Source organism: Donghicola sp. XS_ASV15, from assembly GCF_041224595.1.
Classification (GTDB): Bacteria; Pseudomonadota; Alphaproteobacteria; order Rhodobacterales; family Rhodobacteraceae; genus Donghicola.
In genome coordinates, this window is the sequence record NZ_JBGFGN010000129.1 from 214,029 (window position 1) to 239,697 (window position 25,669).

The 25,669-nt window shown below is 59.0% G+C and carries 27 protein-coding genes and 1 tRNA gene; 17 read left to right on the plus strand and 11 right to left on the minus strand.

Translation table 11 applies throughout. The annotated features are described in order from the left end of the window. The first annotated feature begins 86 nt into the window (after window positions 1-86). The 3 genes from AB9K37_RS09360 (at window position 87) to AB9K37_RS09370 (ending at window position 2,194) form a co-directional block, all read left to right on the plus strand. Window positions 87-163: transfer RNA gene (locus AB9K37_RS09360), tRNA-Arg, on the plus strand. Between the two features lie 39 nt (window positions 164-202). Then, window positions 203-892 (plus strand): FkbM family methyltransferase, encoded by a 690-nt coding sequence (locus tag AB9K37_RS09365; protein WP_369837576.1) that lies wholly within the window; start codon window positions 203-205, stop codon window positions 890-892. 81 nt (window positions 893-973) lie between these two features. Beyond that, on the plus strand, window positions 974-2,194 hold the full coding sequence (locus AB9K37_RS09370) for an acyl-CoA dehydrogenase (RefSeq protein ID WP_369837579.1): 1,221 nt from the start codon (window positions 974-976) through the stop codon (window positions 2,192-2,194). Window positions 2,195-2,230: 36 nt separating this feature from the next. On the opposite strand, the gene AB9K37_RS09375 is transcribed toward AB9K37_RS09370, so the two are convergent. Together AB9K37_RS09375 and AB9K37_RS09380 are read right to left on the minus strand one after the other, a co-directional pair. Beyond that, window positions 2,231-2,917, minus strand: a complete 687-nt coding sequence (locus AB9K37_RS09375; protein ID WP_369837581.1) for a transcriptional regulator — start codon at window positions 2,915-2,917, stop codon at window positions 2,231-2,233. Beyond that, window positions 2,895-3,173, minus strand: a complete 279-nt coding sequence (locus tag AB9K37_RS09380) for a hypothetical protein (RefSeq protein ID WP_369837584.1) — start codon at window positions 3,171-3,173, stop codon at window positions 2,895-2,897. The genes AB9K37_RS09375 and AB9K37_RS09380 overlap by 23 nt, the downstream gene beginning before the upstream one ends. Window positions 3,174-3,330: 157 nt before the next feature. On the opposite strand from AB9K37_RS09380, the gene AB9K37_RS09385 reads away from it, so the two are divergent. The 4 genes from AB9K37_RS09385 (at window position 3,331) to AB9K37_RS09400 (ending at window position 6,272) form a co-directional block, all read left to right on the plus strand. Further along, window positions 3,331-3,888, plus strand: coding sequence for a hypothetical protein (locus AB9K37_RS09385; protein ID WP_369837587.1), 558 nt, complete (start codon window positions 3,331-3,333; stop codon window positions 3,886-3,888). 94 nt (window positions 3,889-3,982) lie between these two features. Beyond that, window positions 3,983-4,624 (plus strand): ribonuclease HII, encoded by a 642-nt coding sequence (locus tag AB9K37_RS09390; protein ID WP_369837590.1) that lies wholly within the window; start codon window positions 3,983-3,985, stop codon window positions 4,622-4,624. A gap of 91 nt (window positions 4,625-4,715) precedes the next feature. Continuing rightward, window positions 4,716-5,831: a site-specific DNA-methyltransferase gene (locus AB9K37_RS09395; RefSeq protein WP_369837592.1), complete on the plus strand. Its 1,116-nt coding sequence runs from the start codon at window positions 4,716-4,718 to the stop codon at window positions 5,829-5,831. Window positions 5,832-5,942: 111 nt separating this feature from the next. Beyond that, complete coding sequence (locus AB9K37_RS09400; protein WP_369837595.1) at window positions 5,943-6,272, plus strand: potassium channel family protein; 330 nt, start codon at window positions 5,943-5,945, stop codon at window positions 6,270-6,272. Here the strand turns inward: AB9K37_RS09400 and AB9K37_RS09405 are convergent. Further along, complete coding sequence (locus tag AB9K37_RS09405; RefSeq protein WP_369837598.1) at window positions 6,269-7,402, minus strand: alkane 1-monooxygenase; 1,134 nt, start codon at window positions 7,400-7,402, stop codon at window positions 6,269-6,271. The two genes, AB9K37_RS09400 and AB9K37_RS09405, sit on opposite strands and share 4 nt — an antisense overlap. Window positions 7,403-7,458: 56 nt before the next feature. Then, on the minus strand, window positions 7,459-8,529 hold the full coding sequence (mutY, locus tag AB9K37_RS09410; protein ID WP_369837601.1) for an A/G-specific adenine glycosylase: 1,071 nt from the start codon (window positions 8,527-8,529) through the stop codon (window positions 7,459-7,461). Between the two features lie 82 nt (window positions 8,530-8,611). Between mutY and AB9K37_RS09415 the strand changes: the two genes are divergently transcribed. From AB9K37_RS09415 to AB9K37_RS09425, 3 genes are read left to right on the plus strand one after another with little or no spacing between them, the layout of a single operon-like run. Continuing rightward, window positions 8,612-9,136 carry a DUF721 domain-containing protein gene (locus AB9K37_RS09415; RefSeq protein WP_369837604.1) on the plus strand — a complete coding sequence of 175 codons (525 nt, stop codon included), beginning with the start codon at window positions 8,612-8,614 and terminating at the stop codon, window positions 9,134-9,136. Then, the gene (locus tag AB9K37_RS09420) at window positions 9,133-9,828 is read left to right on the plus strand and encodes a DsbA family protein (RefSeq protein ID WP_369837607.1); all 696 of its coding nucleotides are present in this window, start codon (window positions 9,133-9,135) and stop codon (window positions 9,826-9,828) included. Before AB9K37_RS09415 ends, AB9K37_RS09420 begins: the two co-directional genes overlap by 4 nt. Continuing rightward, window positions 9,825-10,940 (plus strand): CaiB/BaiF CoA transferase family protein, encoded by a 1,116-nt coding sequence (locus AB9K37_RS09425; RefSeq protein ID WP_369837610.1) that lies wholly within the window; start codon window positions 9,825-9,827, stop codon window positions 10,938-10,940. Before AB9K37_RS09420 ends, AB9K37_RS09425 begins: the two co-directional genes overlap by 4 nt. Window positions 10,941-10,946: 6 nt before the next feature. Here AB9K37_RS09425 and lpxK read toward each other — a convergent pair whose 3' ends face one another. The 5 genes from lpxK to AB9K37_RS09450 all read right to left on the minus strand — a co-directional run bounded on the left by lpxK (window position 10,947) and on the right by AB9K37_RS09450 (window position 16,982). Then, window positions 10,947-11,948 carry a tetraacyldisaccharide 4'-kinase gene (gene lpxK / locus AB9K37_RS09430; RefSeq protein ID WP_369837613.1) on the minus strand — a complete coding sequence of 334 codons (1,002 nt, stop codon included), beginning with the start codon at window positions 11,946-11,948 and terminating at the stop codon, window positions 10,947-10,949. A gap of 4 nt (window positions 11,949-11,952) precedes the next feature. Then, the gene (locus tag AB9K37_RS09435) at window positions 11,953-13,167 is read right to left on the minus strand and encodes a 3-deoxy-D-manno-octulosonic acid transferase (protein ID WP_369837616.1); all 1,215 of its coding nucleotides are present in this window, start codon (window positions 13,165-13,167) and stop codon (window positions 11,953-11,955) included. Window positions 13,168-13,272: 105 nt separating this feature from the next. Continuing rightward, entirely contained in the window at window positions 13,273-14,049 is a 777-nt protein-coding gene (locus AB9K37_RS09440) for a 3'(2'),5'-bisphosphate nucleotidase CysQ (protein WP_369837619.1), read from the minus strand. After that, window positions 14,036-15,382, minus strand: coding sequence for a TldD/PmbA family protein (locus AB9K37_RS09445; protein WP_369837622.1), 1,347 nt, complete (start codon window positions 15,380-15,382; stop codon window positions 14,036-14,038). Before AB9K37_RS09445 ends, AB9K37_RS09440 begins: the two co-directional genes overlap by 14 nt. Before the next feature lie 97 nt (window positions 15,383-15,479). After that, window positions 15,480-16,982 carry a hypothetical protein gene (locus tag AB9K37_RS09450; protein WP_369837625.1) on the minus strand — a complete coding sequence of 501 codons (1,503 nt, stop codon included), beginning with the start codon at window positions 16,980-16,982 and terminating at the stop codon, window positions 15,480-15,482. Between the two features lie 129 nt (window positions 16,983-17,111). Here AB9K37_RS09450 and AB9K37_RS09455 point away from each other — a divergent pair, with 129 nt between their 5' ends. Together AB9K37_RS09455 and AB9K37_RS09460 are read left to right on the plus strand one after the other, a co-directional pair. Beyond that, entirely contained in the window at window positions 17,112-17,864 is a 753-nt protein-coding gene (locus AB9K37_RS09455; RefSeq protein WP_369837628.1) for an SDR family oxidoreductase, read from the plus strand. Beyond that, window positions 17,861-18,472: an enoyl-CoA hydratase/isomerase family protein gene (locus AB9K37_RS09460; RefSeq protein WP_369837631.1), complete on the plus strand. Its 612-nt coding sequence runs from the start codon at window positions 17,861-17,863 to the stop codon at window positions 18,470-18,472. Before AB9K37_RS09455 ends, AB9K37_RS09460 begins: the two co-directional genes overlap by 4 nt. A 69-nt stretch (window positions 18,473-18,541) precedes the next feature. On the opposite strand, the gene hemN is transcribed toward AB9K37_RS09460, so the two are convergent. After that, on the minus strand, window positions 18,542-19,897 hold the full coding sequence (gene hemN / locus AB9K37_RS09465; RefSeq protein ID WP_369837634.1) for an oxygen-independent coproporphyrinogen III oxidase: 1,356 nt from the start codon (window positions 19,895-19,897) through the stop codon (window positions 18,542-18,544). A gap of 61 nt (window positions 19,898-19,958) precedes the next feature. Between hemN and fnrL the strand changes: the two genes are divergently transcribed. After that, complete coding sequence (gene fnrL, locus AB9K37_RS09470) at window positions 19,959-20,705, plus strand: transcriptional regulator FnrL (RefSeq protein ID WP_369837637.1); 747 nt, start codon at window positions 19,959-19,961, stop codon at window positions 20,703-20,705. Window positions 20,706-20,763: 58 nt separating this feature from the next. Here the strand turns inward: fnrL and AB9K37_RS09475 are convergent, their stop codons facing one another. Beyond that, window positions 20,764-21,603 carry a universal stress protein gene (locus AB9K37_RS09475; protein WP_369837640.1) on the minus strand — a complete coding sequence of 280 codons (840 nt, stop codon included), beginning with the start codon at window positions 21,601-21,603 and terminating at the stop codon, window positions 20,764-20,766. A 210-nt stretch (window positions 21,604-21,813) separates the two neighbouring features. Between AB9K37_RS09475 and ccoN the strand changes: the two genes are divergently transcribed. From ccoN to ccoP, 4 genes are read left to right on the plus strand one after another with little or no spacing between them, the layout of a single operon-like run. After that, a complete protein-coding gene (ccoN, locus tag AB9K37_RS09480; RefSeq protein WP_072708504.1) occupies window positions 21,814-23,418 on the plus strand; it encodes a cytochrome-c oxidase, cbb3-type subunit I in 1,605 nt (534 codons plus the stop codon). A 13-nt stretch (window positions 23,419-23,431) separates the two neighbouring features. Further along, window positions 23,432-24,157, plus strand: a complete 726-nt coding sequence (gene ccoO, locus AB9K37_RS09485) for a cytochrome-c oxidase, cbb3-type subunit II (protein ID WP_369837643.1) — start codon at window positions 23,432-23,434, stop codon at window positions 24,155-24,157. Window positions 24,158-24,168: 11 nt separating this feature from the next. Beyond that, complete coding sequence (locus AB9K37_RS09490; RefSeq protein ID WP_072708508.1) at window positions 24,169-24,357, plus strand: cbb3-type cytochrome c oxidase subunit 3; 189 nt, start codon at window positions 24,169-24,171, stop codon at window positions 24,355-24,357. Next, window positions 24,354-25,217 carry a cytochrome-c oxidase, cbb3-type subunit III gene (gene ccoP, locus AB9K37_RS09495; RefSeq protein WP_369837647.1) on the plus strand — a complete coding sequence of 288 codons (864 nt, stop codon included), beginning with the start codon at window positions 24,354-24,356 and terminating at the stop codon, window positions 25,215-25,217. Before AB9K37_RS09490 ends, ccoP begins: the two co-directional genes overlap by 4 nt. Window positions 25,218-25,669: the final 452 nt, after the last annotated feature.

Here is a 25,669-nt window from a genome sequence, read left to right on the forward strand (position 1 = left end):
TCATCTTTCCCTCAACCGACCCGCGTGTCCAGAGCGAACCATTAGGCTTGCGCTATAGAGTGCTTTTGGCCACAAGAGGGCCGCGTGGCCCCGTGGCTCAACTGGATAGAGCAGCCCCCTCCTAAGGGGCAGGTTACAGGTTCGAACCCTGTCGGGGTCGCCATGTTTTATGCAGCGATTGTCTTTACAAAGGATGGCCTGAATGGAATTTCGAGACGTCATCGAAACCTTGGGTCTTAAGGTCCCATTCGATCCAAAGATCATCACACCGGTGATCGAGCGCTGTATGCGGAACAATTACTACGAGCATGATGAGGTCAGGGCGCTACGCGCCGTGTTGCAGGCCGATGACCGGGTTCTTGAACTCGGTGGTCGGGTTGGTTTGTGCTCTACAGTCATTGCGAAAATCCCCTCAATCTCTCGGGTTGTTGCCATTGAGGCGAACCCCGAGATGATTTCGATGATCGAAGAAACGCATCGACTGAACCCTGTTTCGGGGCTGGTGGAGGTTCGAAATTTCGTTGTGACGTCTTCTGCTGCAAGCGAAGTGCCGTTCTACATCCGGTCTGATTTCTGGAGCTCCTCCATGGACAAAGAGGCCGGTCCATTCGATCGGGTCGCAATGGTCCCTTCGATTTCCCTTCGGTCTTTGCTTGCAGAGATTTCACCGACTCTGCTCGTTTGTGACATTGAAGGCGGCGAATTGGGCCTGTTTGACAACGTCGATCTTAGCGGGGTCGAGACCGTTATTATGGAACTACATCCAAAGGTTTACGGGACCGAAGGGTGCGAACATGTGGTCTCGGTCCTCGCGGCGCAGGGGTTGCATGTGTCGCCGTTGTCCAAGCAGGGCAATTCGGTGCAGGTGTTTTCGAGGCGCTCGTCACTCTAGGCGGAGAATCTGTCCTCTGGACAGATCTGTTGCCCTGTGCTCCCTTTTCGAACAAATGTTCAATTCAAGTGGAGAAGCACCATGGCCCAGATCCCCAGTCTTAAAGCCAAAGACCGTCCCGACCTTGGGGCGTTCGACTGGGCTGATCCTCTGTTGTTGTCTACGCAACTGTCCGAAGAAGAGCGGATGCTGCAAGAGGGGGCCCATGCGTTCGCGCAGGACAAGCTACAACCACGAGTCGTCGCCGCCTTTGAAGAAGAGCGGGTCGAGCCTGCGATCTTCAAGGAAATGGGGGATGCCGGCCTGCTCGGTGCGACACTGCCAGAAGAGTATGGCGGGCTCGGTGCTTCCTATGTGTCCTACGGCCTGATCGCCCGAGAGGTAGAGAGGGTGGACTCTGGCTACCGCAGCATGATGAGTGTGCAATCGTCCTTGGTCATCTATCCGATCTACGCCTATGGCACCGAAGAGCAGCGGCAGAAATACCTGCCGGGGTTGTGCAGCGGCGATTTGATCGGGTGCTTTGGCCTGACCGAGCCGGATGCTGGCAGTGATCCGGCGGGAATGAAAACCCGTGCTGAAAAAACAGACAATGGCTATCGATTGACAGGGGCCAAGATGTGGATCTCGAACAGCCCGATCGCGGATGTCTTTGTCGTGTGGGCGAAATCCGATGCGCATGGGGGCAAGATCAAAGGCTTTGTTCTGGAAAAAGGGATGGCTGGCCTGTCAGCGCCCAAAATCGGCAACAAGCTGTCTCTGCGGGCCAGCGTGACAGGCGAGATCGTGCTGGACGGGGTCGAGGTTGGCGAAGATGCCCTGCTGCCAAATGTCGAAGGTCTGAAAGGCCCCTTCGGCTGTCTGAACCGTGCGCGCTACGGAATCGCTTGGGGTGTCATGGGGGCCGCCGAGTTCTGCTGGCACGCTGCGCGCCAGTACGGTCTGGATCGCAAGCAGTTCAACCGTCCCATCGCGCAGACACAGTTGTTCCAGAAAAAGCTGGCGGACATGCAGACCGAGATCACCTTGGGTCTACAGGCCGCTTTGCAGGTGGGGCGACTGATGGACGACGCCAAAGCAGCCCCCGAGATGATAAGCCTGATCAAACGCAACAATTGCGGCAAAGCGCTAGAAATCGCCCGTCACGCCCGCGACATGCACGGCGGCAACGGGATTAGCGGCGAATTCCAAGTGATCCGTCATATGATTAACTTAGAAACGGTGAACACCTACGAAGGCACCCACGACGTGCACGCGCTGATTTTGGGCAGGTCACAGACGGGGCTTCAGGCATTTTTCTGATCTGGCCGTGGTGCGAAGCGTTGGATGCGATGCAGCCTACCGCACATCAATCGCGTCTTTCGCCACCGACAGCATATAGCCGCGCCGCGCAATGCTCCGGACGAGCAGTTCGCTGACCATCTGGTTGCCTAAGGCGTCGCGGAGGCGTTTGATTCTGGTGGCGCCTGCGGCCTCTTCGCAGTCGGCTGAGGCCTTTCCGCTGATCATGCCTTCGATTTCAGAGCCGGATAGGATGTCATCGTCCATCCGCGCTTCGGCCAGAACGGACAGGGTTTCGATCGCGGCGGGCGTCAGTTTGAAGCCCATGTCGTTCAGGTAAACCATGTTCTCGTTCCGTTGGATCACCAGGGACCGCACCTGAATGCCCGATCGTTCGATCTGGGCCATGCGGCGGCCCAAGGTCGTCAGCAGCAACAGAAACACCAGCGCGGATAGCAGCATCGCGCAGGAAAAGACCAACAGCACAAAGATCACCATCCGGTAGCTGGCGAGCGTGTCGGAAAAGGCTGTGCCCGACTGTGCCAGAATTTCCAGCAGCTTCAGGTCGGCGCGGCCTGTCAGGGTGTCATTCTCTACGAAAATCCGTTCGACCTGCGCGTTAAAGGCGTTTGCGTCGGGCAGGCTCAGGATTAGGAACGCGGCAGCCACACCGAGGATCGCGATCACCACCGCGAACCCGATCCAGACGATCCGGTTTCCTTTAGTAACGAAGGAAGAAGTCACCCGCCGCACCTTTGCGTTGTTCCAGTCCAGACTCGTCGAAGGTGCCAACGATATTCAGCAAGGTCCAGCCATCCGCTGCCAGCTTCGGCCGAAGTGCGCTTGCCGCGCTCTTTTTCGAGCACGCGCCAGATACTTGGGTCACCCCATACGCGAGCCGCAGGGGGGAGTCCTTCTTGGCCTTGTAATCGGCGTAACAGGCCGCCTGAGCAGGCGCTGCCACCACCAAGAGCCCGAGGGCAAAGATGATGTGTTTCATGGCTCAAAAATGCCTGATGCCCCTGGTGATATGCAATAACAATCGCAGGTTCTAGCGCGGTTATCCCATAGCAATCGGCTGATATTGCTCGACTTTCGGATTTCCGATGACGGTGGGTGCATCAAACACACCCGCTGGCCCTTACGGAGATCCGAGAATGAAAAAGATCAGCAAAGCCCTGACTACTCTGACCCTTGCTACCGCAATGTTTGTCGGGGGCGCGACGCAACCGGTTCAGGCTGCAGAAAACAATGATGCCATCCGAGCTTTGGCGGGAATCGCCGCGTTGGCTGGCATTGCTCTGGCGGTGAACAACGCCAACCGCGCCAGCGAAGCCGAGCAACGGGCAGAGCATTACAAAGACCGTTTTAAGGACGAGCGTGATCGCTACATGCATGTGCAGACCCATGGTGGCGGTCGACCGTCCCAAGGACACAGCAAGCCAAATCACTGGAACCATATCCAGCCACCTGCTCCTCGGCCTGCGCCTCAGGCCAGCTACGGTTTGCCGCGCCGCTGTCTGAAAATCTACGATACCCGTCAGGGCAAAGATGTTGCGATGTACGGGATGCACTGTCTGGCCTCCGCAAAAGTGCGGATGCGCGATCTGCCCAACGAGTGTGTCCGCCGCGTACGTACCGAAGATCGCACGAACATCTTGGGATACGACCCCCGTTGTCTCAGCAATCGTGGGGTCGCGCTGTCGCGTCGCTGAGCCCCCTCCAGCCACGTGATACCGCAACTGGCGGGCCTTCGGGTCCGCCTTTTTTGTGGTTGCGGGAGTTATGAGGCAGGGGCCACATGCAGCCATGACAGAGAAAACCTTCCCCGACGATTCTTTCGAACGCGCCGCCATGGCGCGCGGTTTATCCCCAGTGGCGGGAGTGGACGAAGTGGGCCGTGGCCCGCTTGCCGGACCTGTGGTCGCCGCTGCTGTGATTCTGAACCCTGACGATATTCCAGAGGGTCTGAACGATTCTAAGAAGCTGACCGCGAAGCGCCGCGCTGCGATTCTCGACGTGATTCTGGAGAAGGCGCAGTACGGGATCGGAATCGCCTCGGTCGAAGAGATCGATCAGATCAACATTTTGCAGGCCAGCTTCCTTGCCATGCGCCGCGCGGTCGAGGCCTTGCCCGTTCAGCCCGCGCACCTGTTGATAGATGGCAATAAAATCCCCCCTGAACTCAATGGTTTCTCTGAATGCATCGTCAAAGGGGACAGCCGCTCGGTGTCCATCGCGGCGGCCTCGATCATCGCAAAAGAGCATCGTGATGGCATCATGCGCGACCTTGCAGAGCAATTCCCGGGCTACGGCTGGGAGAAGAATGCAGGCTACGGATCCAAGGCCCACATGGATGCACTTACGCTTTTGGGCGCAACAGAGCACCATAGGCGTACCTTTAAGCCTATCCACAACATCTTGTATCAAGGCAAAAACTTAACTTCCTGATTCAAAAAAGAAATTGACCTTCTGCCGGGTTTCCCACATTTTTATCCACAACTAGAGCGCAGCAAGCGCCGGTGTTAGAGGCAGACAAAAAATGACAAAGAATTCCAAGCAGGACGCGCAGTGCGCGCTCCCAAGGAACGCTATTTTGGGCGGTGACTGCATCGAGTTGATGAACTCGCTTCCTGAAAACAGCGTTGACCTGATCTTTGCGGATCCCCCGTACAATTTGCAATTGCGCGGCGAGTTGAACCGTCCGGATAATTCCAAGGTCGACGCTGTGGATGATCACTGGGATCAATTCGACAGCTTTGCAGCATATGACGAGTTTACCCGTGGCTGGCTGGCCGCGGCCCGCCGTCTGCTCAAGCCGAATGGCGCTATCTGGGTCATTGGCAGCTATCACAACATTTTCCGCGTTGGTGCGGCGCTCCAGAACACTGGTTACTGGATCCTGAACGACGTGGTTTGGCGCAAGTCCAACCCCATGCCCAACTTCCGCGGCAAGCGTCTGACCAACGCCCACGAAACTATGATTTGGGCGTCCAAGTCAGAAGGCGCGAAGTACACCTTTAACTATGAGGCTCTGAAGGCCCTGAACGAAGGTGTCCAGATGCGCAGCGACTGGGTCCTGCCCATTTGCACCGGCCACGAACGCCTAAAAGACGAGGAGGGCAACAAAGCCCACCCGACCCAGAAGCCCCAGAGCCTGCTACACCGCGTCATCGTTGGAAGCACCAACCCGGGCGACGTGGTTCTGGACCCCTTCTTTGGCACCGGCACCACCGGCGCTGTGGCCAAGATGCTGGGACGCGACTTCATCGGGATCGAGCGCGAAGAAAGCTATCGCGCCATCGCCGAAGAGCGCATTGCCCAAGTCAAACCCTACGACAAGACCGCCCTCGAGGTGTCGACGTCGAAGCGCGCAGCCCCCCGTGTCCCCTTTGGCCAGTTGGTTGAACGTGGCATGCTCCAGCCCGGCGATGAGCTGTATTCAACCGGTAACCGTTTCAAGGCGATTGTCCGCGCGGATGGCACACTGGTCGGCAAGGATTTCAAGGGCTCGATCCATCAGGTCGGCGCACATTACGAAGGTGCCCCCAGCTGCAACGGCTGGACCTACTGGCACTTCAAGCGTGATGGCCAGATAATTCCGATCGACGTGCTGCGCCAGCAAATCCGTGCCGAAATGGAAGGCCGGACCAACTAAACCCTAACAAGCAACTCCAGTTGCCTGCGACCGCGTTTCTTTGTCATACGCGGTCTCAACTTCGCCCCGCTGGTAATCCCATTCGCGGCGGGGCGCTTTTTCGAGGCGATGATGCAGCTACTGACGGCCTACATCCGCCTGCTTCGGGCCATCTACGAAGCGTTCACGCACCAATTGGTTCTGGCTCTGTTTTCAGTGAACCTGATTTTGGTGTCGATTGCCTCTGTGCTCTACATGCACATCGAAGGCTGGGGATTCGTCCAAGCTCTCTACTTTTCGGTCATCACGATTTCCACCGTCGGCTACGGTGATCTGGTGCCAGTGACGCCTGCGGGCAAGCTATTCACATCCGGCTACATTTTTATCGGCGCGGGGTTCTTTTTCCTCGCTGTTGGCGCGTTCGCCGAAGACGTCATCAAATATATCCGCGAGCACCGTTAACGGGGCAGGGGATTCTGCCCTTTGTTATAGGGCTTCCAGTCCTCGATCTCGGGGTAATACTTGGCCCGCCATTCCCGCACTTTGGGGTTCATCACCCGCCGCCAGTAACTGGGGATCATCGCGCCCATCGTCATGAGCGGATAGCCGTGGGGCAGTTGCGGGGCCTCATCCTCGGAATAGTTCTGCAGCAGGGGGAAGCGCCGGTCGGGCTTGTAATGGTGGTCCGAATGGCGTTGTAGGTTGATCAGCAGCCAGTTGGTCCCCTTGTGCGAGGCGTTCCAGCTGTGGTGCGGCTTGACGTGCTCGTACTTGCCATCCCCCAAATGTTTTCGGGTCAGGCCGTAGTGTTCGACATAGTTCACGATCTCTAGCTGCCAGATCGCGATGAAGGCTTGGTACAGGAACAGGCCAAGCCCCGCCCATCCGCCGACCCCAAACGCCAGCACCAGCATCGCTGCTTGCAGCGCCCAATACCGCCAGAAGGGGTTCGATTTGTGCGTCCATGGCAAGCCACGGCGGGCCAGCATCGCTTTTTCCGCTTTGAACGAGGACACGATAGATTCGCGCAGCACGCGGGGGAAGAACCTGTGGAAGCCCTCGTTATAGCGGGCGGTCACCGGATCTTTGGGAGTGCCGACATAGATGTGGTGGACGCGCAGGTGTTCGCTGCGGAAATGCGAGTACATCACCATCGCCAGCAGGATGTCCCCGAGCCACCGTTCCTTGGCGTTTTTCTGGTGCATCAACTCGTGGGAATAGGTGATCCCGATTGTCCCCGTGATCACCCCGACGCCAAAAAACATCAGGATGCTTTCCAGGGTATTCAGGTGTTCGGCGCGGGTCACGTACCAGATCATCCCGAACAAAGTCGCGAATTGCAGAGGTGGCCACATGACGGTGATCGCGCGGTACCAGAACAAATCCGATTCGGGCGTCTCGGGGTCGGCGTTCTCGGTTTCCAAGCCGCCAACAGCGTCCAACACGCTGAACATGTACCACGTCACGATCGGCATCAGCAGAATCGCCAATCCTCCTGTGACCGCGCAGAACCATGCCAATGGCAACAGCAGGACCGGTAGCCAGAACGGCAGGGCGCGTGAAAAACGGGACACTTGTACAGCGGGAATCATGTCAGGCTCCAATGATCATTGCGCGCAGCCTAAGCCCTTTGCCAACCGCGTCAAATTCACGTTTTGCCACGATCTGTCAGGGCAAATGCCTTGCGCATCACCGTGGGCAGGGACGCGGGATCAAATGCGTCTGCCTCAATGAACTCGCCGCGCTCGGGCTGCCGTTCCATTGGGACCAGCGCGGTCAGGACCGTCAGGCTTAGGTGGAAGTGGGTAAAGGTGTGCTTTGCTTCTTCGTTCAGGGTCTTCCATTCGGCGCGGATCGGAGGGACAGGCACGGGATCGGTTTCGGCCCAGTCAGAGCCAGGCCACCCCAGCATGCCGCCAAGCAGCCCGCTTTCTGGCCGCGTTTCCAGCAGATAGGCGCCGTCCACACGGCGCGCGATATAGGCAAAGCCACGACGTTTGGGCTTGGCTTTCTTGGGCTTCTTGCGAGGCAGGTCGGTGGGCGTGCCTTCGAGCCGCGCGCGGCAGTTATCCCGCCACGGGCACAGCCCGCAGGCCGGATTGCGCGGGGTGCAGATGGTCGCCCCCAGATCCATGACAGCCTGAGCGTAGTCACCGGGACGATCTGCTGGCGTCAGCGTCGCAGCCCATTCGGTCAGCTCCGGTTTCGCGTCGGGCAGAGGCGTCTGCACATTGAAAATACGCGACATCACCCGTTCGACGTTGCCATCCACCACAACCGCAGGCTCATCAAACGCGATCGAGGCGACGGCCGCCGCCGTGTAGGGACCAATGCCCGGCAATTTCAGCAGCTCCGCATAGGTCTGTGGAAACACGCCGCCATGTTCATCCGCCACCGCGCGGGCGCATTTCAGCAAGTTCCGGGCACGGGCGTAGTACCCCAGACCGGCCCAATTGGCCATGACGTCCGCGTCCTCGGCTGCGGCCAAGTCGCTGACCGTTGGCCATTTTCCGGTGAACTTGAGGAAGTAGTCTTTGACCGCAGCAACAGTGGTTTGCTGCAACATGACCTCTGACATCCAGATGCGATAGGGATCGGGGCGCACGCCAGCCTTGCGCTCGGCAGGGCCGACACGCCAAGGCATCTTGCGGGCGTGGCCATCGTACCAGTCCAGCAATGTTTCAGATTTTGGAACCGGGATCGCCGAAGTGTCACGCATTCTTTATCCTTTGTGCCAATAGGGCTCTGGCCCTCGGGGCGCGTGTCACTAGAATAGTGCCAGACAGAAGGATGCAAGACCTATGGCCCCACGCAAGCCATCCACGCGCGGCTTTGCCCGCACCAGCAATCTGCTGACGACGCAGATTCGCCAGGTTGGCGAAAAGCGCGGCTTTGCCGTGGCGCGTCTGCTGACCCATTGGTCCGAGGTCGTGGGCGAGGATATCGCCGCGATCGCCCGCCCCGTGAAGGTTGGCTATGGACGCCAAGGCATGGGGGCGACGCTGACCCTGCTGACCACCGGTGCGAACGCTCCGATGCTGGAAATGCAAAAGGATATGATCCGCAACCGCGTCAATTCCTGCTACGGCTACAATGCGATCGCGCGGGTCTACATCACGCAAACTGCGCCGACTGGCTTTGCCGAAGGGCAGGCGCAGTTCGGCCACGCACAGAAAAAATCGAAGCCCCAGCCCACCCCTGAAATTCGCGCTGCTGCTGCACAGACGGCCGCTGACGTGGGGGACAATGACCTTCGCGCTGCGCTGGAACGGCTGGCGCAGAACGTATACCTGAAGAACAAGACCCAAAACGTGAGGCCTAAATGACCCGTAAGTTGTTCGCATCCGTCCTGATCGCAGGCGCCGCCCTTGGTGGCGCGTTCTGGCTGACCAGCACGCCTGAAACCTCTTCGTCGCTGCTGCCCGCCGCAGCCTATGCGCAAGACGCGACCGCGGACGCTGCCACAGACGAGGCCCCCGCCGAAGCGACCGTGACCGAGATGGTCATGGGGGCAGAGGACGCACCTGTGACTATCGTGGAATACGCGTCGTTCACCTGCCCGCACTGCAAAAACTTCCATGATGGTCCGCTAAAGGAAATCAAGAAGAACTACATCGATACCGGCAAGGTGAAGTTCGTCTTCCGTGAGGCGTATTTCGACCGCCCCGGCCTGTGGGCGTCGATGGTGGCGCGTTGCGGCGGTCCGCTGCGTTACTTTGGGATCTCTGATCTGATCTTTGAAAACCAGAGCGAATGGGCGCGTGCGGAGTCCGCAGGAGACATGGTCGGTCATCTGCGCCGCTACGCCAAGATTGCAGGCTTGGACGATGCGCAGCTGGATGCCTGCCTGAGCGACGCGGACAAAGCGCAGGCGCTGGTTGACTGGTATCAAGCGAACGACGCCAAGGATAACATCACCGGCACGCCAAGCTTCTTTATCAATGGCGAAAAGAAGCCGAACATGAACTATGTTGACTTCTCTGCTGCCCTCGACGAGGCGCTCGCCGAGGCCGAATGACCGCGCCTCTTGCAGGTGTAAAAGTCGTCGAACTGGCGCGTATTCTGGCCGGCCCTTGGGCCGGTCAACTGCTGTCCGATTTGGGGGCCGAGGTCACCAAAGTCGAAAGCCCCGAGGGCGACGACACCCGCCGCTGGGGCCCGCCCTTTATCGAGCGAGAGGGCGACCGGAGTGCTGCCTATTTCCACTGCTGTAACCGTGGAAAGCGCTCGGTCATTGCCGATTTTCGAACTCCCGAAGGCCAAGAGGCTGTGCGCAAACTGGTCGTTGATGCCGATGTCCTGATCGAGAACTTCAAGGTTGGTGGGCTGAAGAAGTACGGCTTGGACTACGAGAGCCTGCGCGAGGTGAACCCGCGCTTGGTCTATTGCTCGATCACGGGTTTCGGGCAGGACGGACCCTATGCCGCGCGGGCCGGCTATGACTACATCATCCAAGGTATGTCGGGCCTGATGTCCGTGACTGGATCGCCCGAGGGGCAGCCCATGAAGGTGGGTGTCGCAGTTACCGATATTTTTACGGGCCTCTATGCGAGCAACGCGATCCTGGCGGCTCTCTATCAGCGCGACCGCACGGGCAGGGGGCAGCAGGTGGATCTGGCGCTCTTTGACGTGGCGGTCGGGGTGATGGCCAATCAGGCCATGAACTATCTGGCCACGGGGGATGCGCCCCAGCGGCTGGGGAACGCCCACCCGAATCTTGCGCCTTATCAGGTGTTTGCGTGCAGCGATGGGCACCTGATTATCGCTGTCGGGAATGACGCACAGTTTGCGCGATTCTGCGAATTGCTGGGGATGCCGGCTTTGGCGGCGACGCAGGATTTCGCGACCAACCCTGAGCGGGTCGCCAATCGGGCCGCTTTGGATCAGGCGCTAACGCCTGTGATCGCGGGCTGGACCAAAGCTGACCTGCTGGCCGCATGCGAAGTGCAGGGCGTCCCCGCTGGGCCGATCAATGATATGTCCGAAGTCTTTGCCGATCCGCAAATCGTGGCGCGCCAGATGCAGATCGCACCCGATGGCGTGCCCGGTGTGCGGACGCCGATCCGCTTTTCCGAGGCGGAGCTGTCACTGGACAAAGCCGCCCCGAAACTGGGTGAACACGAAGATTAATACGTCTTAGGGTGTCTTTAACCCTAGCGCTGCTAGTTTCTTGTCTAGCGGTGACCAGTCTTGAACTTCGAGCCGGACAGGCAGCGTCAGTACTTTGCGGCGAAAGCTCTCTGGCAGGCGGACGGCGTCCTTTTCTGTTGTCACCAGTTGAGCTCCGGCAGTGCGGGCATCGTTTTCGAGCCGTTGCATCAGCGCAGGCGTGAGTTCCTGATGGTCTGTCAGGGCTTCTGTCCGGACCAGAGGCGCACCAAGACTGCGGAGCGTCCCAAAGAATTTCTCTGGATGACCTATGCCTGCAAAGGCGAGCAAAGGCATCATTGACCAGTCCATTCCCGTGCGCAGTGGTTTGAGTTGCCCTGTCATATGGGGGGTTGTGATCTGATCCTGCCACTGTTTGGCAAAGCGGGCCTGCGCGTCTGGCGCTCCGATCGACAACGTGATGTCCGCACGGGCTTGGCCGACCGGAACCGGCTCTCGCAATGGGCCGGCAGGGATGCAGCGGCCGTTGCCATACCCTTTGTCGGCATCGACGACGACCACAGAGATATCTTTGACCAGCCCGGGGTTCTGGAAACCGTCATCAAGCAAGATAACATCTGCGCCCGACCGAACGGCAAGCTCTGCTCCTGCAACTCGATCCGGCGACACGTGAACTGGCGCGAAAGCGGCCATCAGCAAGGGCTCGTCTCCGACCTGTTCTGCACGATGAGTTCGTTCGTTGACGGTGGTCGGTTCCGTTACGGCCCCGCCATACCCGCGTGACACGATATGCGGTTTGTGTCCTGCTTCGAGCAGGCGCTGAGCGATTGCAATTGTCGTTGGCGTTTTGCCAGTGCCGCCCGCGTTAATATTCCCGATGCAAATCACGGGAACTTCGGCTTTGGTCCAAGATCCTCTGGCAAGACGACGGGCCGTCGCGCTCGCATAGAGCGCACCCAGCGGAGCCATCAGCCGTGCCCGCCAATTGGGCTGATCGGGCGCGGTATACCAGTAAGACGGTGCTTGCATCGGGTCAGAAGGCCTTTTCGTCGAGCTGCTCTTGGAAGATTTCGAGCACTTTATCAGTCACTTTCGCCCCGCGCGAGGCCACGTCCCACGCCGCGTGGGCTTGGGCGGCTGCCTTGTCCGGCGCAAGCAGCAATTGCAGGCCCTGCGCAAGGGAACTGGCATCTTTGACAATACGCGCACCCCCCGCGTTTACCAGACGGCTATAGCTGTCGAGGTAGTTTCCGACATTCGGGCCGTATAACAAAGCAGAGCCCAAAGTTGCGGCAGGAAATGGGTCATGCCCCCCGTAGCCCGGCACCAGTGAGCTACCGACAAAGGTGATCGGCGCAAGGCGATACCACACGCTGACCTCTTCTTCGGCGTCCGCGACGACCATCTGCACGTCCTCGGTCAGAGGTTCCGATGCGCTGCGCAACGCGACATTCCAGCCTTGATCCCGCAGGTGTTCGGCCAGATCGGGGCCTCGTTCTAATTCAGCAGGCGAGAGAACGCAAAGCAGGCGATGCGAATAGCGTTTCATCTGGCGTTGGGCTTCGGCGATCATTGGTTCTTCGCCAGCGCGGGTCTGCGCGGCAAACCAGACGGGGCGCCCCGATATCTCCGTGCGCAACTCTTCGGCCATGTCGGGGTCAATCTCGGGAACCGCGCCACCCTCTTCTAACCGCCCCAGAGAAATGGCCGGCGCCATCTCGCCGCGCAGACGCTTCAGGCGCCGGGCGGCGATGTCGTCTTTGCAGATAATCTGGGTAAAGCACTGCGCCAAAGCTTGGGTCGCAGCGCGCTGTAACCGAAACCCCGGAGGATCAATCTCGGCGATATTGGTATTCACGAGGGTCACGGGAATACCCTCTCGGCTCATCGTCCAATGCAAAGCAGGGCGCAGGGGCGGGCCGCAGACCAGACCAAGGTCAGGTTTGAAGTGCTGCACAAAGGCCGTCGTCTGCGCGACGTTCTCTTGCGGGGCCTGCTGCAACAGCACGTTATTGGGCAGCGCGCCGGGGCATCCCAATCCCTCTTGCAAGGTCAAGAGAATTGCGGGGGCAGGTTCCAGAGCTTCGAGACGTGGAATCAGATGAAGCAGCGCCGCCAGATCGGGTGAACTCCCAGCATGCAGCCAAAGAAGCATTCCTTCGGGGCGCGGAGCCCACAAGGTTTCGGCATCCACGCGGCGACCGGGTTTCAGGCCCACGGCGAAGGAAAGAGCAAGGTGGCGGTACATCTGCGGGGTATATTCAATTGGTCAGAAATCTGCGACGGCTCAGACTATGGGATTGTCGTCTCGGGTCAAGCAACCAGTCAAGCGGGCAGCAAGCGTTCGCCGGTTTTACCGCAGCGCTTTGTAGATTTCCTGATGAAGTGCCGTATTTGCAGCAATCACGCCCGCGCTGGCGGGGTCAGGTCGGTTAAAGACAAGAGGCACATTCTTGCGGTCTGTAACTTGGGCTCCGGCCTCGGCTGCGATCAGGCTACCCGCGGCAATATCCCATTCCCAAGCATCGCGCAGGGTCAGCATCGCGTCAAAGCGGCCTTCGGCCACCAAGCTCAGTCGATAGGCCAGACTGGGGCGGTGGTGGCGGGTGATCTGTGGCAGGTTGCGCCAATTTTGCGCCTCCATGTTCGGGCGGGTTGCCAGAATGTCTGCGCCTGACAACTTGCTCCGCGTCGATGTTTGCAGCGCTGATCCGTTCCGGAATGCGCCTTGCCCCGCGACTGCGGAATAATCCAGCTCTTTGACAGGCAGGAAGACGTGGCCAACGGTGACTTTGCCGCGGTCCGCAATCGCCAGCGAGTGGGACCAACTGTTCTCGCCCTGAATGAAAGAGCGGGTGCCATCAATCGGGTCAACGATGAAAACACGGTCCGCATGAAGGCGTGTGGCGTCGTCTTCGGTTTCTTCGGACAGCCAGCCATAATCGGGGCGTGCCTCGGTCAAAAAGCTGCGCAGGAAGTTGTCGACTTCTAGATCGGCCTCGGTCACTGGGCCCGCGTCATCGGGCTTGTGCCAGACCTGTGGCGCGTTGCGGAAGTGGCGTAATGCAATCTCACCCGCCTTTTGCGCCGCTTCGGCCAAGAGCGCCTGATCCGCCTCAAGATCCTGCAATGGTGAGACCTTCTACAAGCAAAGAGGGAACGACGCGGCTCAGGTAGCTGCGCGCATCGTTCGCGGGGGTGATTTGCATCAGCATATCGCGGAGATTTCCCGCGAGGGTGCATTCGTTCACCGGATAGGCGATCTCTCCGTTCTCGACCCAGAAGCCAGAGGCCCCACGGGAATAGTCACCGGTGGTTGGGTTGATGCTGCTGCCAATGAGAGATGTGACCAGCAGGCCGGTGCCCATTTCCCGTAGCAATTCCTCGCGTGATTTGTCGCCTTGGGTCAAGGCAACGTTCGATACGATAGGCGATGGCGAAGATCCGGGGCTGCGGCCCGCATTCGCAGTAGAGGGCATCCGCAGTTTCCGCCCCGTTGCCAGATCAAGCGTCCAGCCCATCAGAATACCGTCCTGCACAATCGTGCGGGCCGACGTCGGGAGCCCCTCGGCGTCAAAGGGGCGCGAACCGGTTTGCCGCGCGCGTAGGGGATCTTCGGTGATCGAGAGCGATTTGGGCAGGACTTGGCGACCTAAGTCTTCGCGCAAGAAGCTGGAGCCACGCGCGACCATTGCGCCATTCACGGCGGACAATAGGTGACCGATCAGACCGGACGAAATGCGCTCGTCGTACATCACGGGATAGGCGCCGGTTGGAGGTTTGATGGCGCCTTGGCGGCCCACTGCGCGCTCCCCTGCCAGTGCGCCGATTTCTTCGGGGCTGCGCAGATCCGCCTGGAACGTGCGCGAGTCTCCGTCGTAGTCGCGTTCCATCTTCAGCCCTTCGCCTGCGATGGCCACGCAAGACAGGCTGCGCCCGGTTCGGCCGTATCCGCCGGAGAAGCCGTTGCTGGTTGCGATCCAGACATCACGCGCACCATAGCTGGCGCCAGCGGATTGGACCTGCGTCACACCGTCCTGAGCCATCGCGGCGGCTTCGGCGCGGCGCGCGTCTTCTTGCAGTTCTGCGGCAGAGGGTTCCTCGGTGGGATCGGCCAGTTCCAGCGCCCCGACATCCCATTCGCTTGCAAACTCAGAGGGGTCTGCAAGCCCGATATAGGGGTCTTCGGGGGCTTCTTTGGCCATGGCGACTGCGCGGGCCGCCAGAGTTTCAATCGTGGCTGCGCTGGTGTCCGAGGCCGATACGTTGGCCTGACGCTGCCCAATCATGACGCGCAATCCGATGTCGACCCCTTCGGATCGTTCTGCCTGCTCCAGCTTGCCCTGACGCACATCGATTTCTATCGATGTGCCGTGCAAAGCCATGGCGTCGGCGCTGTCTGCGCCGGCGCGCTTGGCTGCGTCGAGCAATTGCTGGGTGAGGGTCTCTAGCCGCTGCGTCATTCGGTACCTCCGATCTTAGGGTTCTGAGGTAGCCTGCAAGGCGTTCGCTTGCAAGGTAGCCCCCCTATGCAAAGAAGGGGGGCTGAGTGTTTTCAGATCAGCGGATGCGTTGACCGTTGGCCAAAATCTGACCACCTTCTTTGATCTCGATGGTCGAGGTGAGGGTGTCTTGTGCTTCGACCACAGTGAACATTGACAGCATCATACGGGGCCCCATCAGCTGTTCGGGCGGTAGAATGCCCATCTGGCCAAGGTTATCCAGCAAACCGTTCAGTCCCACAGCACGCAGCGCAATCTGGCCTTCGGGGCGGGGGAACCCATCAAAGGTTTCAAGGTCTGTATTGTCGAACATCATGTCGCCAGTGCCTGTGATCATTGCGCCAGCTGCGGTGATTTCCAGCTCGGTCAGGCTTAGATTGTCCAGCGTGACAGGCGGGTTCCCCTCTTCGAACATTGTCTCGATCCGGGCCGACTGTGCGGGATCAAACAACGGTGCTTTCAGAATCGCGTCGCCCTCGAGGCCAAGCGCAATGGTTGCCGGAATGCGGGGCAGAACCTTGGCGGGGTCAAAAATATCCCACAGCGCATCAGACATCGTGAAGTCACGCAGCGCGAAACCAAGCGCCACAGGCGCGGGTTCTTCGCTAGGCAGGATCGGGCTCGCTGCGTTGACGCTATACTCGGCGATCTGCAATTCGATCGGCTGCGGGAAGGCATTTACCTGTACAACCGCCTGAACGTCGCGCGCCAAAGAGTCGTATGTCAAACCATCCGCATTTGCATTGCTGGACATCGAACTGCCAGAGGACCGCAGCGACACGGCAAACGGGCTGCCATCTGCTGTGCCACTTGCGTTCACGGTGTTCGAACCGGTGGTGACGTCAAAAGACATCGTTCCACCCGCTTCGGCCATCCGGTGGAAGTCCTGCATAGCGGCGTTCTCGCCTTCGCTTTTCGAGGTGAACGCAATGGTGTCAAACAACCCTTCGACTTTGACCTTTTCGCCGGTTTCGGGATCGGTCAGGCCCAGATCCAGTTGGATGTTCTCGACGTCATACGCCTGCTCCATCGCGTCGGGGCGCAAATCGGTTGTGCCGCTCATTCCGTTGAACGACAACTCGAACATCGCGTCGTCCATCTTTTTGCCGTTGATCAGCATCTCATCAAGGCCGACAGCCACCGACTCGGCATTGTAGGTGGTGGTCATGTCATCGGCTGTGCCGCTGACGATCATCGTCGCACCGATCTGGCGGATATAAAGGTCGATATCCAGCTTTTCGCCTTCGTCGGTAACAGACATCTGCCCATCGTATTCAGGCGAGGTGGTGACTGTGACAGTCCCATCGCCGTTGTCCGACAAGGCCATGCTCGGCACAACAAAGGTAAAAGAGGTGTCAGAATCGGTCTGCGAGACCTTCAGATCAGTGATCGTCAGCGTGTCGCCGGATCGCTCTTCGCTAGCTGCGGTGTAACCACCATAAGCTGCATTGATTGCCGACTGCATGCCGGACCACACCTCTTCGGGGGTGACATCTGCGGCTGCGGCTGTGGCCAGTGCGCTCCATGCGACTGACGCACCCAGCAATACACGATTGGTCATAACGTACCTTTCGATTTAGCGTTATTCCGCCCGACCTTCGGCTCTATATCGCGAAATCGTCAAGGCTGATTTTCTGGACCTCAACCTAGGGGTTTATTACGAATGTTCAAAGTACATCAGGAGGATCTCATGGCAGACTTGGCTGGAAAGTGCGTATTTGTGACCGGAGCAAGCCGCGGGATCGGGGCCGCTGCGGCACGGGAATTTGCTGAACAAGGGGCGAATGTGGTCCTTGCCGCGCGCAAGGGAGACGAAATTGCAGAGATCGCGGGGGACATCGGGCGGCAAGCCTTGGCTATTCCCTGCGACGTCAGCCGTTACTGGGAAGTCGAAGCCGCCATTCAGGCCGCTGTCGGGACGTTTGGCAGTTTGGATGTCCTGATTGGCAACGCAGGAGTGATCGATCCCATTGGCCACCTGCAGGACAACGACCCCGATGCATGGGGGCACCTGATCGACATCAATGTCAAAGGTGTCTTTCACGGGATGCGCGCTGCCCTTCCCGTCATGAAATCCCAAGGCGGCGGGTCTATCCTGACCATCAGCTCTGGCGCAGCCTCGCGCCCCGTCGAGGGATGGAGCGCCTATTGTGCGTCCAAAGCCGCAGCCCAGATGCTGACTCGTTCGCTCGATCTAGAAGAGCGCGCCAACGGCATTCGCGCCATCGGCCTGTCACCGGGAACTGTGGCCACTGATATGCAGCGCGACATCAAGGCCAGTGGCATTAACGCGGTGAGTCAGCTTGATTGGTCGGAACACATCCCCGCCGAGTGGCCCGCGAAGGCGCTGGTCTGGATGTGCAGTGCCGAAGCTGATGACTGGCTCGGCGGGGAAATCTCTCTGCGGGATGAGGACATCCGGCGCAAGGTAGGACTGATATGATTGACGTAGCCTGCGATGGGGACCTTTGGACCATCTGTATCAACCGCCCCGACAAAGCGAATTCTTTGACCAAAGAGATGCTGGTCACTTTGGCCGACACGTTCGAGGCTGCCAAAGATGCCCGCGCCCTGATCCTGACTGGCGAGGGAAAAGTGTTCAGCGCTGGTGCTGATCTGGAAGAGGCCCGCGCGGGACTCGCCGTTGATACGGTTTGGGAACGTCTGTCCTCTGCGGTGGCGGCAGTTCAGGGCCTGACGGTCGCGGCACTGAACGGCACGCTTGCTGGCGGTGCGATGGGTATGGCACTGGCTTGCGACCTGCGGATCGCGGTGCCGACAGCAAAATTCTTTTATCCAGTGATGAAGCTGGGGTTCATGCCCCAACCCAGCGATCCCGTCCGCATGGCCAAATTGATCGGCCCTTCGCGGACGAAGCTCATCCTCATGGGCGGGCAAAAAATCACAGCAGACGAGGCTTTTTCCTTTGGTCTTGTGGACCGGCTGATCGCACCCGAGGCTCTAATGGATGAAGCGCGCGCCATTGTTCAGGACACTTTGGCAGCAAAACCCGAGATCGCCATGGGCATCAAGGAATTGTGCCGCCGCTGAGCGCGCCAAAAACGAACGCCCGAAGGATGTGTCCTTCGGGCGCTTTTACATGCGGGCTTTGGTGCGGTGTCAGATCGCGGAACTGTGGCCAGCTTTACTCAGGTCATAAGCATCGAAATCACGCGCAATAATGCGGGTCATCGCGCGGGCCTCGGGCTTGATCGTCAACTGCGTTCCCACCACCTCGATCATGCCCTCGTATTTCGTGGCGACCTCTTCGTAATAAGCCTTGAGTGTGGCTGTGCCCAACCCATAGTCGCGCTGGAGCTCATCCCCGTCGATCTCGAAGGTGCACATCAGCATCTCGATGATCCGGCCACGCAGCAGGTCCCCACCCTTGAAGGTGTGCCCGCGCGCTGTCGCAAACTGCCCCGCGCGGACAGCCGAGGTGTAGGCCGAAGTCGAGGACGCATTCTGTGCGTACCCCTGCGGGAACCGCGAAATCGACGATGCCCCCAGACCAATCAGCACGTCTGCCGTATCGTCGGTGTAGCCTTGGAAGTTCCGGCGCAGCTTGCCCGTGCGCAGAGCCACGTCCAAACCGTCCCCCTTCAGAGCGAAGTGGTCGATGCCGATCTCGGTGTAACCGTCCCACATGAACAGTTGGCGAGCCGTCTCGAACAGATCGAGCCGCTCTTCGGGCGTGGGCAGCGCGTCAGACGGGATCATCTGCTGGCGCTTGGCCATCCATGGCACGTGCGCGTAACCGTACAGAGCCACGCGGTCCGGCGACAGAGACAGCAGCTTTTGCACCGACTCGTTGATCCGCTCTTTGGACTGGTGCGGCAGGCCATAAAGGATGTCCGCGTTTAGGGACTGGATGCCCCGCGCGCGGATCATGTCGACCGCCTTTTTGGTGACATCAAAGCTCTGGATCCGGCCGATCGTCTCTTGAATCTCGTCATCGAAATCCTGAACCCCGATCGACGCGCGGTTCATGCCCGCCGCGGCCAGCGCATCAAGACGGGCCTCGTCAATCTCGTTGGGGTCGATCTCGACCGAAAATTCATAGTTCTCGGCGAACGGCGCAATCGCAGCAACGGACTGCGCCAGATCGGTCATCATAGCCGCCGACAGCAGAGTCGGTGTGCCGCCACCCCAATGCAGACGCGACAGAGTGACGCCCTTAGGTAGAATTTGACCAAGCGATGCAATTTCCGCCTTGAGCGTCTGCAGATAGACCCGTACCGGATCATCGCTCTGTGTGCCCTGTGTGCGGCACGCGCAAAACCAGCAGAGCCTACGACAGAAGGGCACATGGATATACAGCGAGATACTGTTCCCGGCCGGAATAGCCTTCACCCACCCTTCGAAATCGGTCGGCGAGACGTCGTTCGAAAAGTGCGGCGCGGTGGGGTAGCTGGTGTAACGCGGGACTTTTGCGTCAAACAGACCCAATTTGGCGAATTGTGTTTTCGTGTCCATACGCCTACCGTTAAAGATGACTCCTCGGGTCATCCTTGACCCAGATCAAGCGCGAACGATCATGTTGAACGATACTTTGAAATTTGATCCCCATAATTGCGATGGGTGCCCGATCCGGCATCGAGCCGTCTGTGCGCGCTGCGAGACAGACGAGCTAGAGTTGCTCGAATCGATCAAGTACTATCGCAGCTATGAGGCGGGACAGACCGTGATCTGGTCCGGTGACCAGATGGATTTTGTGGGCTCTGTCGTGTCTGGCATCTCGACCCTGACCCAAACCATGGAAGACGGCCGCACCCAGATGGTCGGCCTGTTGCTGCCCAGTGACTTTGTCGGTCGGCCTGGTCGCGATCGTGCGGCATATGATGTGGTCGCGATCACTGACATGGTCATGTGCTGCTTCCGGCGCAAACCGTTTGAGCAGATGATGGCCAAGACGCCCCACATCGCCGAACGCCTGCTGGAAATGACACTGGATGAACTGGATGCGGCCCGCGAATGGATGCTGGTTCTGGGGCGTAAGACTGCTCGGGAAAAGATTGCGTCCCTTTTGGCGATCATCGCCCGACGCGATGCCACGCTCAAGATGCAAGCGACCCAAGGGCGTCTGGTCTTTGACCTGCCCCTGACGCGCGAGGCGATGGCCGACTATCTGGGCCTGACGCTGGAAACCGTGAGCCGTCAGATCAGTGCCCTGAAACGCGATGGAGTGATTGAACTGGAGGGGAAGCGTCACGTGACGGTCCCCGACATGGGTCGCCTGCTTGAAGAGGCCGGGGACGATTCAGACGGCGGGATGCTCGCCTAACACCGGAAGATAGAAAAGGCGCGTACCCCCGCGCCTTTTGTCATTCTAGCGGCCTGTTTTAGTGCGACAGGAACACGGGCAGCTTTGCGTTTTCTAGAATGCCGCGGGTTGCCCCACCCAGAATCGCCTCGCGGAAGCGAGAATGACCGTAGCCCCCCATCACCATCAGATCGGCGCCGCTGTCTTCGGCATGACGGGCCAGCACATCAGAAATCCGCGGCATCGTCTTTGCCAGAACCGAGATTTCCACGTGTACGCCATGACGCGACAGGAATTCCGACAAACGGCCGCCGGGATCAGACCGTTCGGGCCCATGGGTCGGAGGATTGATGATCGCGATCGAGACGAACTCTGCCGCCTTGAGCAGCGGCAGCGCGCGGCGCACGGCATTCAGCGCCTCGGCGCTCTCGTTCCAGCCAATCACAATGCGTTTGAAATCAGTTGGCCCATCATACCCCGTGGGTACCATGAGCACCGAAGTGTCCCCATCAAAGAGTGCGGCCTCCAGCACAGGCTCCAGCTCCACGCCGGTCGAATCCCCATAAGGTTGCGCCATAATCGCCAGATCAGAGAATCGCGCGCGGGCGGCCACATGGCGTCCCAGATCGGCAATCGCGGCGACCGCTGTTTCCACGTTCCAGCGTAGATCTTCGGGTTCCAGCTTGGCGCGAATCTGCGCCTCTAGATCATTTGCTTCGGCTTGGGCGCGTTGCAAAGTTTCCTGCAAAACCATCGCATTGGCACCGGCATAGTAATAACCGGTCTGGGTGCGGTCGATGCCCATGGTCAGCACATCCAGGTGCGCATCCCACGCACGGCACAGCGCCGTGGCTACATTGAGCGGGGCCTCGGCCGCCGCAGGATCAGTCACAGTGGTGAAAAGTGTTTTGTAAGCCATCTCGTCCTCCTGAGTTGGACATCTGAGAACGACTCTACCTTCGGACAAAACGCCCCACTTTGAGATGCATCAACAATTCGAATGCGGCCTTGGTGACGCGATTGACTCAGATCAAAGAATTGTGAGCCTCAGACACGCCATATGAGCCCAGTCAATGGAGCCCGTGTGTCCATTTCACTTCGGATTCGCGGGAAGACAAAGGGACGTGGTATGATAAATTATCTTAAGCTAGCCGCGCTGGGGGTGATTACGCTGTTCGCAGCCATCGCCGCCAACTACGCGCGCGATCTGGCCTACATGGTACACGCCATTATTATTATGGTTGTGGCCGGTGGCCTTTTTCTCTGGACCCTGCGCAACACCGATGAACCCGTCAAAAAAGTCGCCGTCGAAACCGGCTACATGGACGGTGTTGTTCGCTATGGCGTCGTCGCCACCGCCTTCTGGGGCGTTGTCGGCTTTCTCGCCGGGACCTTTATTGCATTTCAGCTGGCCTTTCCGGCACTGAACTTTGAATGGGCAGAAGGCTACGCCAACTTTGGCCGTCTGCGTCCCTTGCACACCAGCGCGGTGATTTTCGCATTCGGCGGCAACGCCCTGATCGCGACATCGTTCTATGTGGTACAGCGCACCTCGGCGGCGCGCCTGTTCGGCGGCAACGCAGCTTGGTTTGTGTTCTGGGGCTACAACCTGTTCATCGTTCTGGCGGCGACCGGCTACCTTCTGGGCGCAACCCAGTCCAAGGAATACGCCGAGCCCGAGTGGTACGTTGACTGGTGGCTGACCATCGTTTGGGTCGTCTATCTGGTCGTCTTCATGGGCACCATCTTCAAGCGCAAAGAGAAGCATATCTACGTTGCGAACTGGTTCTTCCTGAGCTTCATCGTCACCGTTGCTATGCTGCACATCGTGAACAACCTGTCGGTGCCCGTCAGCATCTGGGGTTCGAAGTCGGTGCAGGTCTTCTCTGGCGTGCAGGATGCGATGACCCAGTGGTGGTACGGCCACAACGCTGTGGGCTTCTTCCTGACTGCGGGCTTCCTGGGCATGATGTACTACTTCATCCCCAAACAGGCCGAGCGTCCCGTCTACAGCTACAAACTGTCGATCATCCACTTCTGGGCCCTGATCTTCATCTACATCTGGGCGGGTCCCCACCACCTGCACTACACCGCGCTGCCTGACTGGGCCTCGACCCTTGGCATGGTGTTCTCGATCGTGCTCTGGATGCCTTCTTGGGGCGGTATGATCAACGGTCTGATGACCCTGTCGGGTGCATGGGACAAGCTGCGCACCGACCCCGTGATCCGTATGATGGTGATCTCGGTTGGCTTCTACGGCATGTCGACCTTCGAAGGCCCGATGATGTCGATCCGCGCTGTGAACTCGCTGTCGCACTACACTGACTGGACCATCGGCCACGTACACTCTGGCGCACTGGGCTGGAACGGCATGATCACCTTCGGTGCTCTGTACTACCTCGTTCCCAAGCTCTGGAACAAAGAGCGTCTGTACAGCCTGAGCCTTGTTAGCTGGCACTTCTGGCTCGCGACCATCGGCATCATCCTTTACGCGGCATCCATGTGGGTGACCGGTATCATGGAAGGCCTGATGTGGCGTGAAGTGGACGCAAACGGCTTCCTCGTGAACAGCTTTGCCGACACCGTTGCTGCGAAGTTCCCGATGTACGTTGCCCGTGGCCTTGGTGGTGTGATGTTCCTCAGCGGTTCGATCATCATGTGCTATAACCTCTGGATGACTGTGGCCAAAGCGCCGGCGAAAGCCGAAGCCAGCGCCGCTGTCCCGGCTGAATAAGGAGTGCCGGAGCATGTCTATTCTCGATAAGCACAAAATCCTCGAGACCAACGGCTCGCTGCTGTTCGTGTTCGCCTTCCTCGTTGTCACCATCGGTGGCATCGTGGAAATCGCCCCGCTGTTCTGGCTAGAGAACACCATCGAAGAAGTAGAGGGCGTCCGCCCCTACTCTCCGCTGGAGCTCGAAGGCCGCAACGTCTACATCCGCGAAGGCTGCTACGTCTGCCACAGCCAGATGATCCGCCCGATGCGCGACGAGGTCGAGCGCTACGGTCACTACAGCCTGGCGGCGGAGTCGATGTACGACCACCCGTTCCAGTGGGGCTCCAAGCGCACAGGTCCCGACCTTGCGCGTGTGGGCGGTCGCTACTCGGACGAATGGCACGTAGACCACCTGCGCGACCCGCAGTCCGTTGTTCCTGAATCGGTGATGCCGAAATACGGCTTCCTAGAGGACACCCTGATCGAAGCGGAGCACGTCCGTGAACTGATGGAAACCAACGCCTTTGTTGGTGTCCCCTACACCGAAGAGATGCTGGAAAACGCTGTGGCAGACTTCAACGTCCAAATCGACCCTTGGGGCGATTACGACGGTCTGCTGGAACGCTACCCCGGCGCGCAGGTGCGTAACTTTGACGGTCAGCCCGGCATTTCCGAAATGGATGCACTGATCGCCTATCTCCAGATGCTGGGTACGCTGGTCGACTTCTCGACCTTCAACCCGGATGCAAGCCGCTAAGAGGTGATGTGATGGATATGTACACCATTACCCGCCAGTTCGCGGACAGCTGGATGTTGTTGTTCCTCTTCGGGTTCTTCGTCTCCGCGATTGTTTGGGTGTTCCGTCCCGGTTCGACCAAAGAATACCGGAAGCCAGCGGAAAGCATCTTCCGCAACGAAGATCGCCCGGCAAATGACCACGAGGAGGCTCGGACATGAGCAAGAAACCTGAAAAGAAAGAGGTCGAAACCACCGGTCACAGCTGGGACGGTATCGAAGAGTATAACAACCCTCTTCCCCGCTGGTGGCTGTGGACCTTCTACGCCTGTATCTTCTGGGGCGTTCTCTACACCATCGCCTATCCGGCATGGCCTCTGCTGAACGGCGCAACCCCTGGTATTCTGGGCTTCTCGACCCGCCAGAACGTTGCAGAAGAAATCGCGTCTGTCGAAGAGGCGAACGCAGCGATCAACGACCGTCTGGCAAGTGCAGAGCTGACCCAGATCAGCGCGGACGCCGACCTGCAGAGCTACGCCAACAACGCCGGCGCTGCTGTGTTCCGCACTTGGTGCGCGCAGTGTCACGGTTCGGGCGCAGCGGGGGCCACTGGTTACCCCAACCTGCTGGACGACGACTGGCTTTGGGGTGGTTCGATCGAAGAGATCCACACCACCATCAGCCACGGCATCCGCAACGAAACCGATCCGGATGCCCGCTACAGCCAAATGCCGTCCTTCGGTACCGACGAACTTCTCTCAAAAGAAGAGATCCGTCAGGTCGTGAACTACGTCATGTCCCTGAGCACAGAGCCCAACGATCCGGCTTTGGTCGAAGACGGTGCTGTCGTTTACGCAGACAACTGCGCCAGCTGCCACGCTGACGACGGAACAGGGGACCGCACCCAAGGTGCGCCTAACCTGACCGACGCCATTTGGCTCTATGGTGGGGATTACGATACGCTGATCACCAGTGTCTCTCAGGCCCGCTTTGGCGTCATGCCGAACTGGAACGAGCGTCTCTCTGATGCCGAAATCGCTGCAGTTGCGACTTATGTACATGGTCTTGGTGGCGGGGAATAACTGCCACTGACCAATGAATACCCCGTTTTTTCCTACGGGGTTGCGCCGACGTTCTGTCCTGTTCGCGCGTTTCCTAGAACGTCGGCGCTTTTTTCTCAGACCGAAATTTACCATCTGCTCTGAGGACGCGAACGTCAAAGTATCCCTTCAAATCTCTGACCCGTTAGTCGATTTTTCGCCTTGCCCAGTGCAATATGGCGAAAATTTGTCATAAAAGGCGACACAAGGGGTACCACGTTCACTTTATACGTGTATAAACGTTAAGGGGAGTGAGATGTTCTGTGTGTTTTTGCAATTGAATAACGATCATTTATGTCAACGGCGGAGTAAAATTCGGCCATTGTGGCGGAGCAAAAGTCGGCCAGTTTGGGGCGAGCGCCTTGGAGCGTGCGGCCCTCATATAGCAAGCCCGGTCCAAGGCGCATTGGCCGTCAGGCCAATTCTGTGAGGTT

Excerpts from the sequence above, each read along its gene's own strand:
- AB9K37_RS09380 (WP_369837584.1), bottom strand. The coding sequence starts at position 3,173 with ATGAAACACATCATCTTTGCCCTCGGGCTCTTGGTGGTGGCAGCGCCT.
- AB9K37_RS09365 (WP_369837576.1), top strand. The coding sequence starts at position 203 with ATGGAATTTCGAGACGTCATCGAAACCTTGGGTCTTAAGGTCCCATTC.
- AB9K37_RS09370 (WP_369837579.1), top strand. The coding sequence starts at position 974 with ATGGCCCAGATCCCCAGTCTTAAAGCCAAAGACCGTCCCGACCTTGGG.
- ccoP (WP_369837647.1), top strand. The coding sequence starts at position 24,354 with ATGAGCAAGAAACCTGAAAAGAAAGAGGTCGAAACCACCGGTCACAGC.
- AB9K37_RS09390 (WP_369837590.1), top strand. The coding sequence starts at position 3,983 with ATGACAGAGAAAACCTTCCCCGACGATTCTTTCGAACGCGCCGCCATG.
- ccoN (WP_072708504.1), top strand. The coding sequence starts at position 21,814 with ATGATAAATTATCTTAAGCTAGCCGCGCTGGGGGTGATTACGCTGTTC.
- AB9K37_RS09460 (WP_369837631.1), top strand. The coding sequence starts at position 17,861 with ATGATTGACGTAGCCTGCGATGGGGACCTTTGGACCATCTGTATCAAC.
- lpxK (WP_369837613.1), bottom strand. The coding sequence starts at position 11,948 with ATGCAAGCACCGTCTTACTGGTATACCGCGCCCGATCAGCCCAATTGG.
- mutY (WP_369837601.1), bottom strand. The coding sequence starts at position 8,529 with ATGCGTGACACTTCGGCGATCCCGGTTCCAAAATCTGAAACATTGCTG.
- AB9K37_RS09435 (WP_369837616.1), bottom strand. The coding sequence starts at position 13,167 with ATGTACCGCCACCTTGCTCTTTCCTTCGCCGTGGGCCTGAAACCCGGT.
- AB9K37_RS09425 (WP_369837610.1), top strand. The coding sequence starts at position 9,825 with ATGACCGCGCCTCTTGCAGGTGTAAAAGTCGTCGAACTGGCGCGTATT.
- AB9K37_RS09415 (WP_369837604.1), top strand. The coding sequence starts at position 8,612 with ATGGCCCCACGCAAGCCATCCACGCGCGGCTTTGCCCGCACCAGCAAT.
- AB9K37_RS09490 (WP_072708508.1), top strand. The coding sequence starts at position 24,169 with ATGGATATGTACACCATTACCCGCCAGTTCGCGGACAGCTGGATGTTG.
- AB9K37_RS09445 (WP_369837622.1), bottom strand. The coding sequence starts at position 15,382 with ATGACGCAGCGGCTAGAGACCCTCACCCAGCAATTGCTCGACGCAGCC.
- AB9K37_RS09395 (WP_369837592.1), top strand. The coding sequence starts at position 4,716 with ATGACAAAGAATTCCAAGCAGGACGCGCAGTGCGCGCTCCCAAGGAAC.
- ccoO (WP_369837643.1), top strand. The coding sequence starts at position 23,432 with ATGTCTATTCTCGATAAGCACAAAATCCTCGAGACCAACGGCTCGCTG.
- AB9K37_RS09385 (WP_369837587.1), top strand. The coding sequence starts at position 3,331 with ATGAAAAAGATCAGCAAAGCCCTGACTACTCTGACCCTTGCTACCGCA.
- AB9K37_RS09455 (WP_369837628.1), top strand. The coding sequence starts at position 17,112 with ATGGCAGACTTGGCTGGAAAGTGCGTATTTGTGACCGGAGCAAGCCGC.
- AB9K37_RS09405 (WP_369837598.1), bottom strand. The coding sequence starts at position 7,402 with ATGATTCCCGCTGTACAAGTGTCCCGTTTTTCACGCGCCCTGCCGTTC.
- AB9K37_RS09400 (WP_369837595.1), top strand. The coding sequence starts at position 5,943 with ATGCAGCTACTGACGGCCTACATCCGCCTGCTTCGGGCCATCTACGAA.
- fnrL (WP_369837637.1), top strand. The coding sequence starts at position 19,959 with ATGTTGAACGATACTTTGAAATTTGATCCCCATAATTGCGATGGGTGC.
- hemN (WP_369837634.1), bottom strand. The coding sequence starts at position 19,897 with ATGGACACGAAAACACAATTCGCCAAATTGGGTCTGTTTGACGCAAAA.
- AB9K37_RS09450 (WP_369837625.1), bottom strand. The coding sequence starts at position 16,982 with ATGACCAATCGTGTATTGCTGGGTGCGTCAGTCGCATGGAGCGCACTG.
- AB9K37_RS09475 (WP_369837640.1), bottom strand. The coding sequence starts at position 21,603 with ATGGCTTACAAAACACTTTTCACCACTGTGACTGATCCTGCGGCGGCC.
- AB9K37_RS09420 (WP_369837607.1), top strand. The coding sequence starts at position 9,133 with ATGACCCGTAAGTTGTTCGCATCCGTCCTGATCGCAGGCGCCGCCCTT.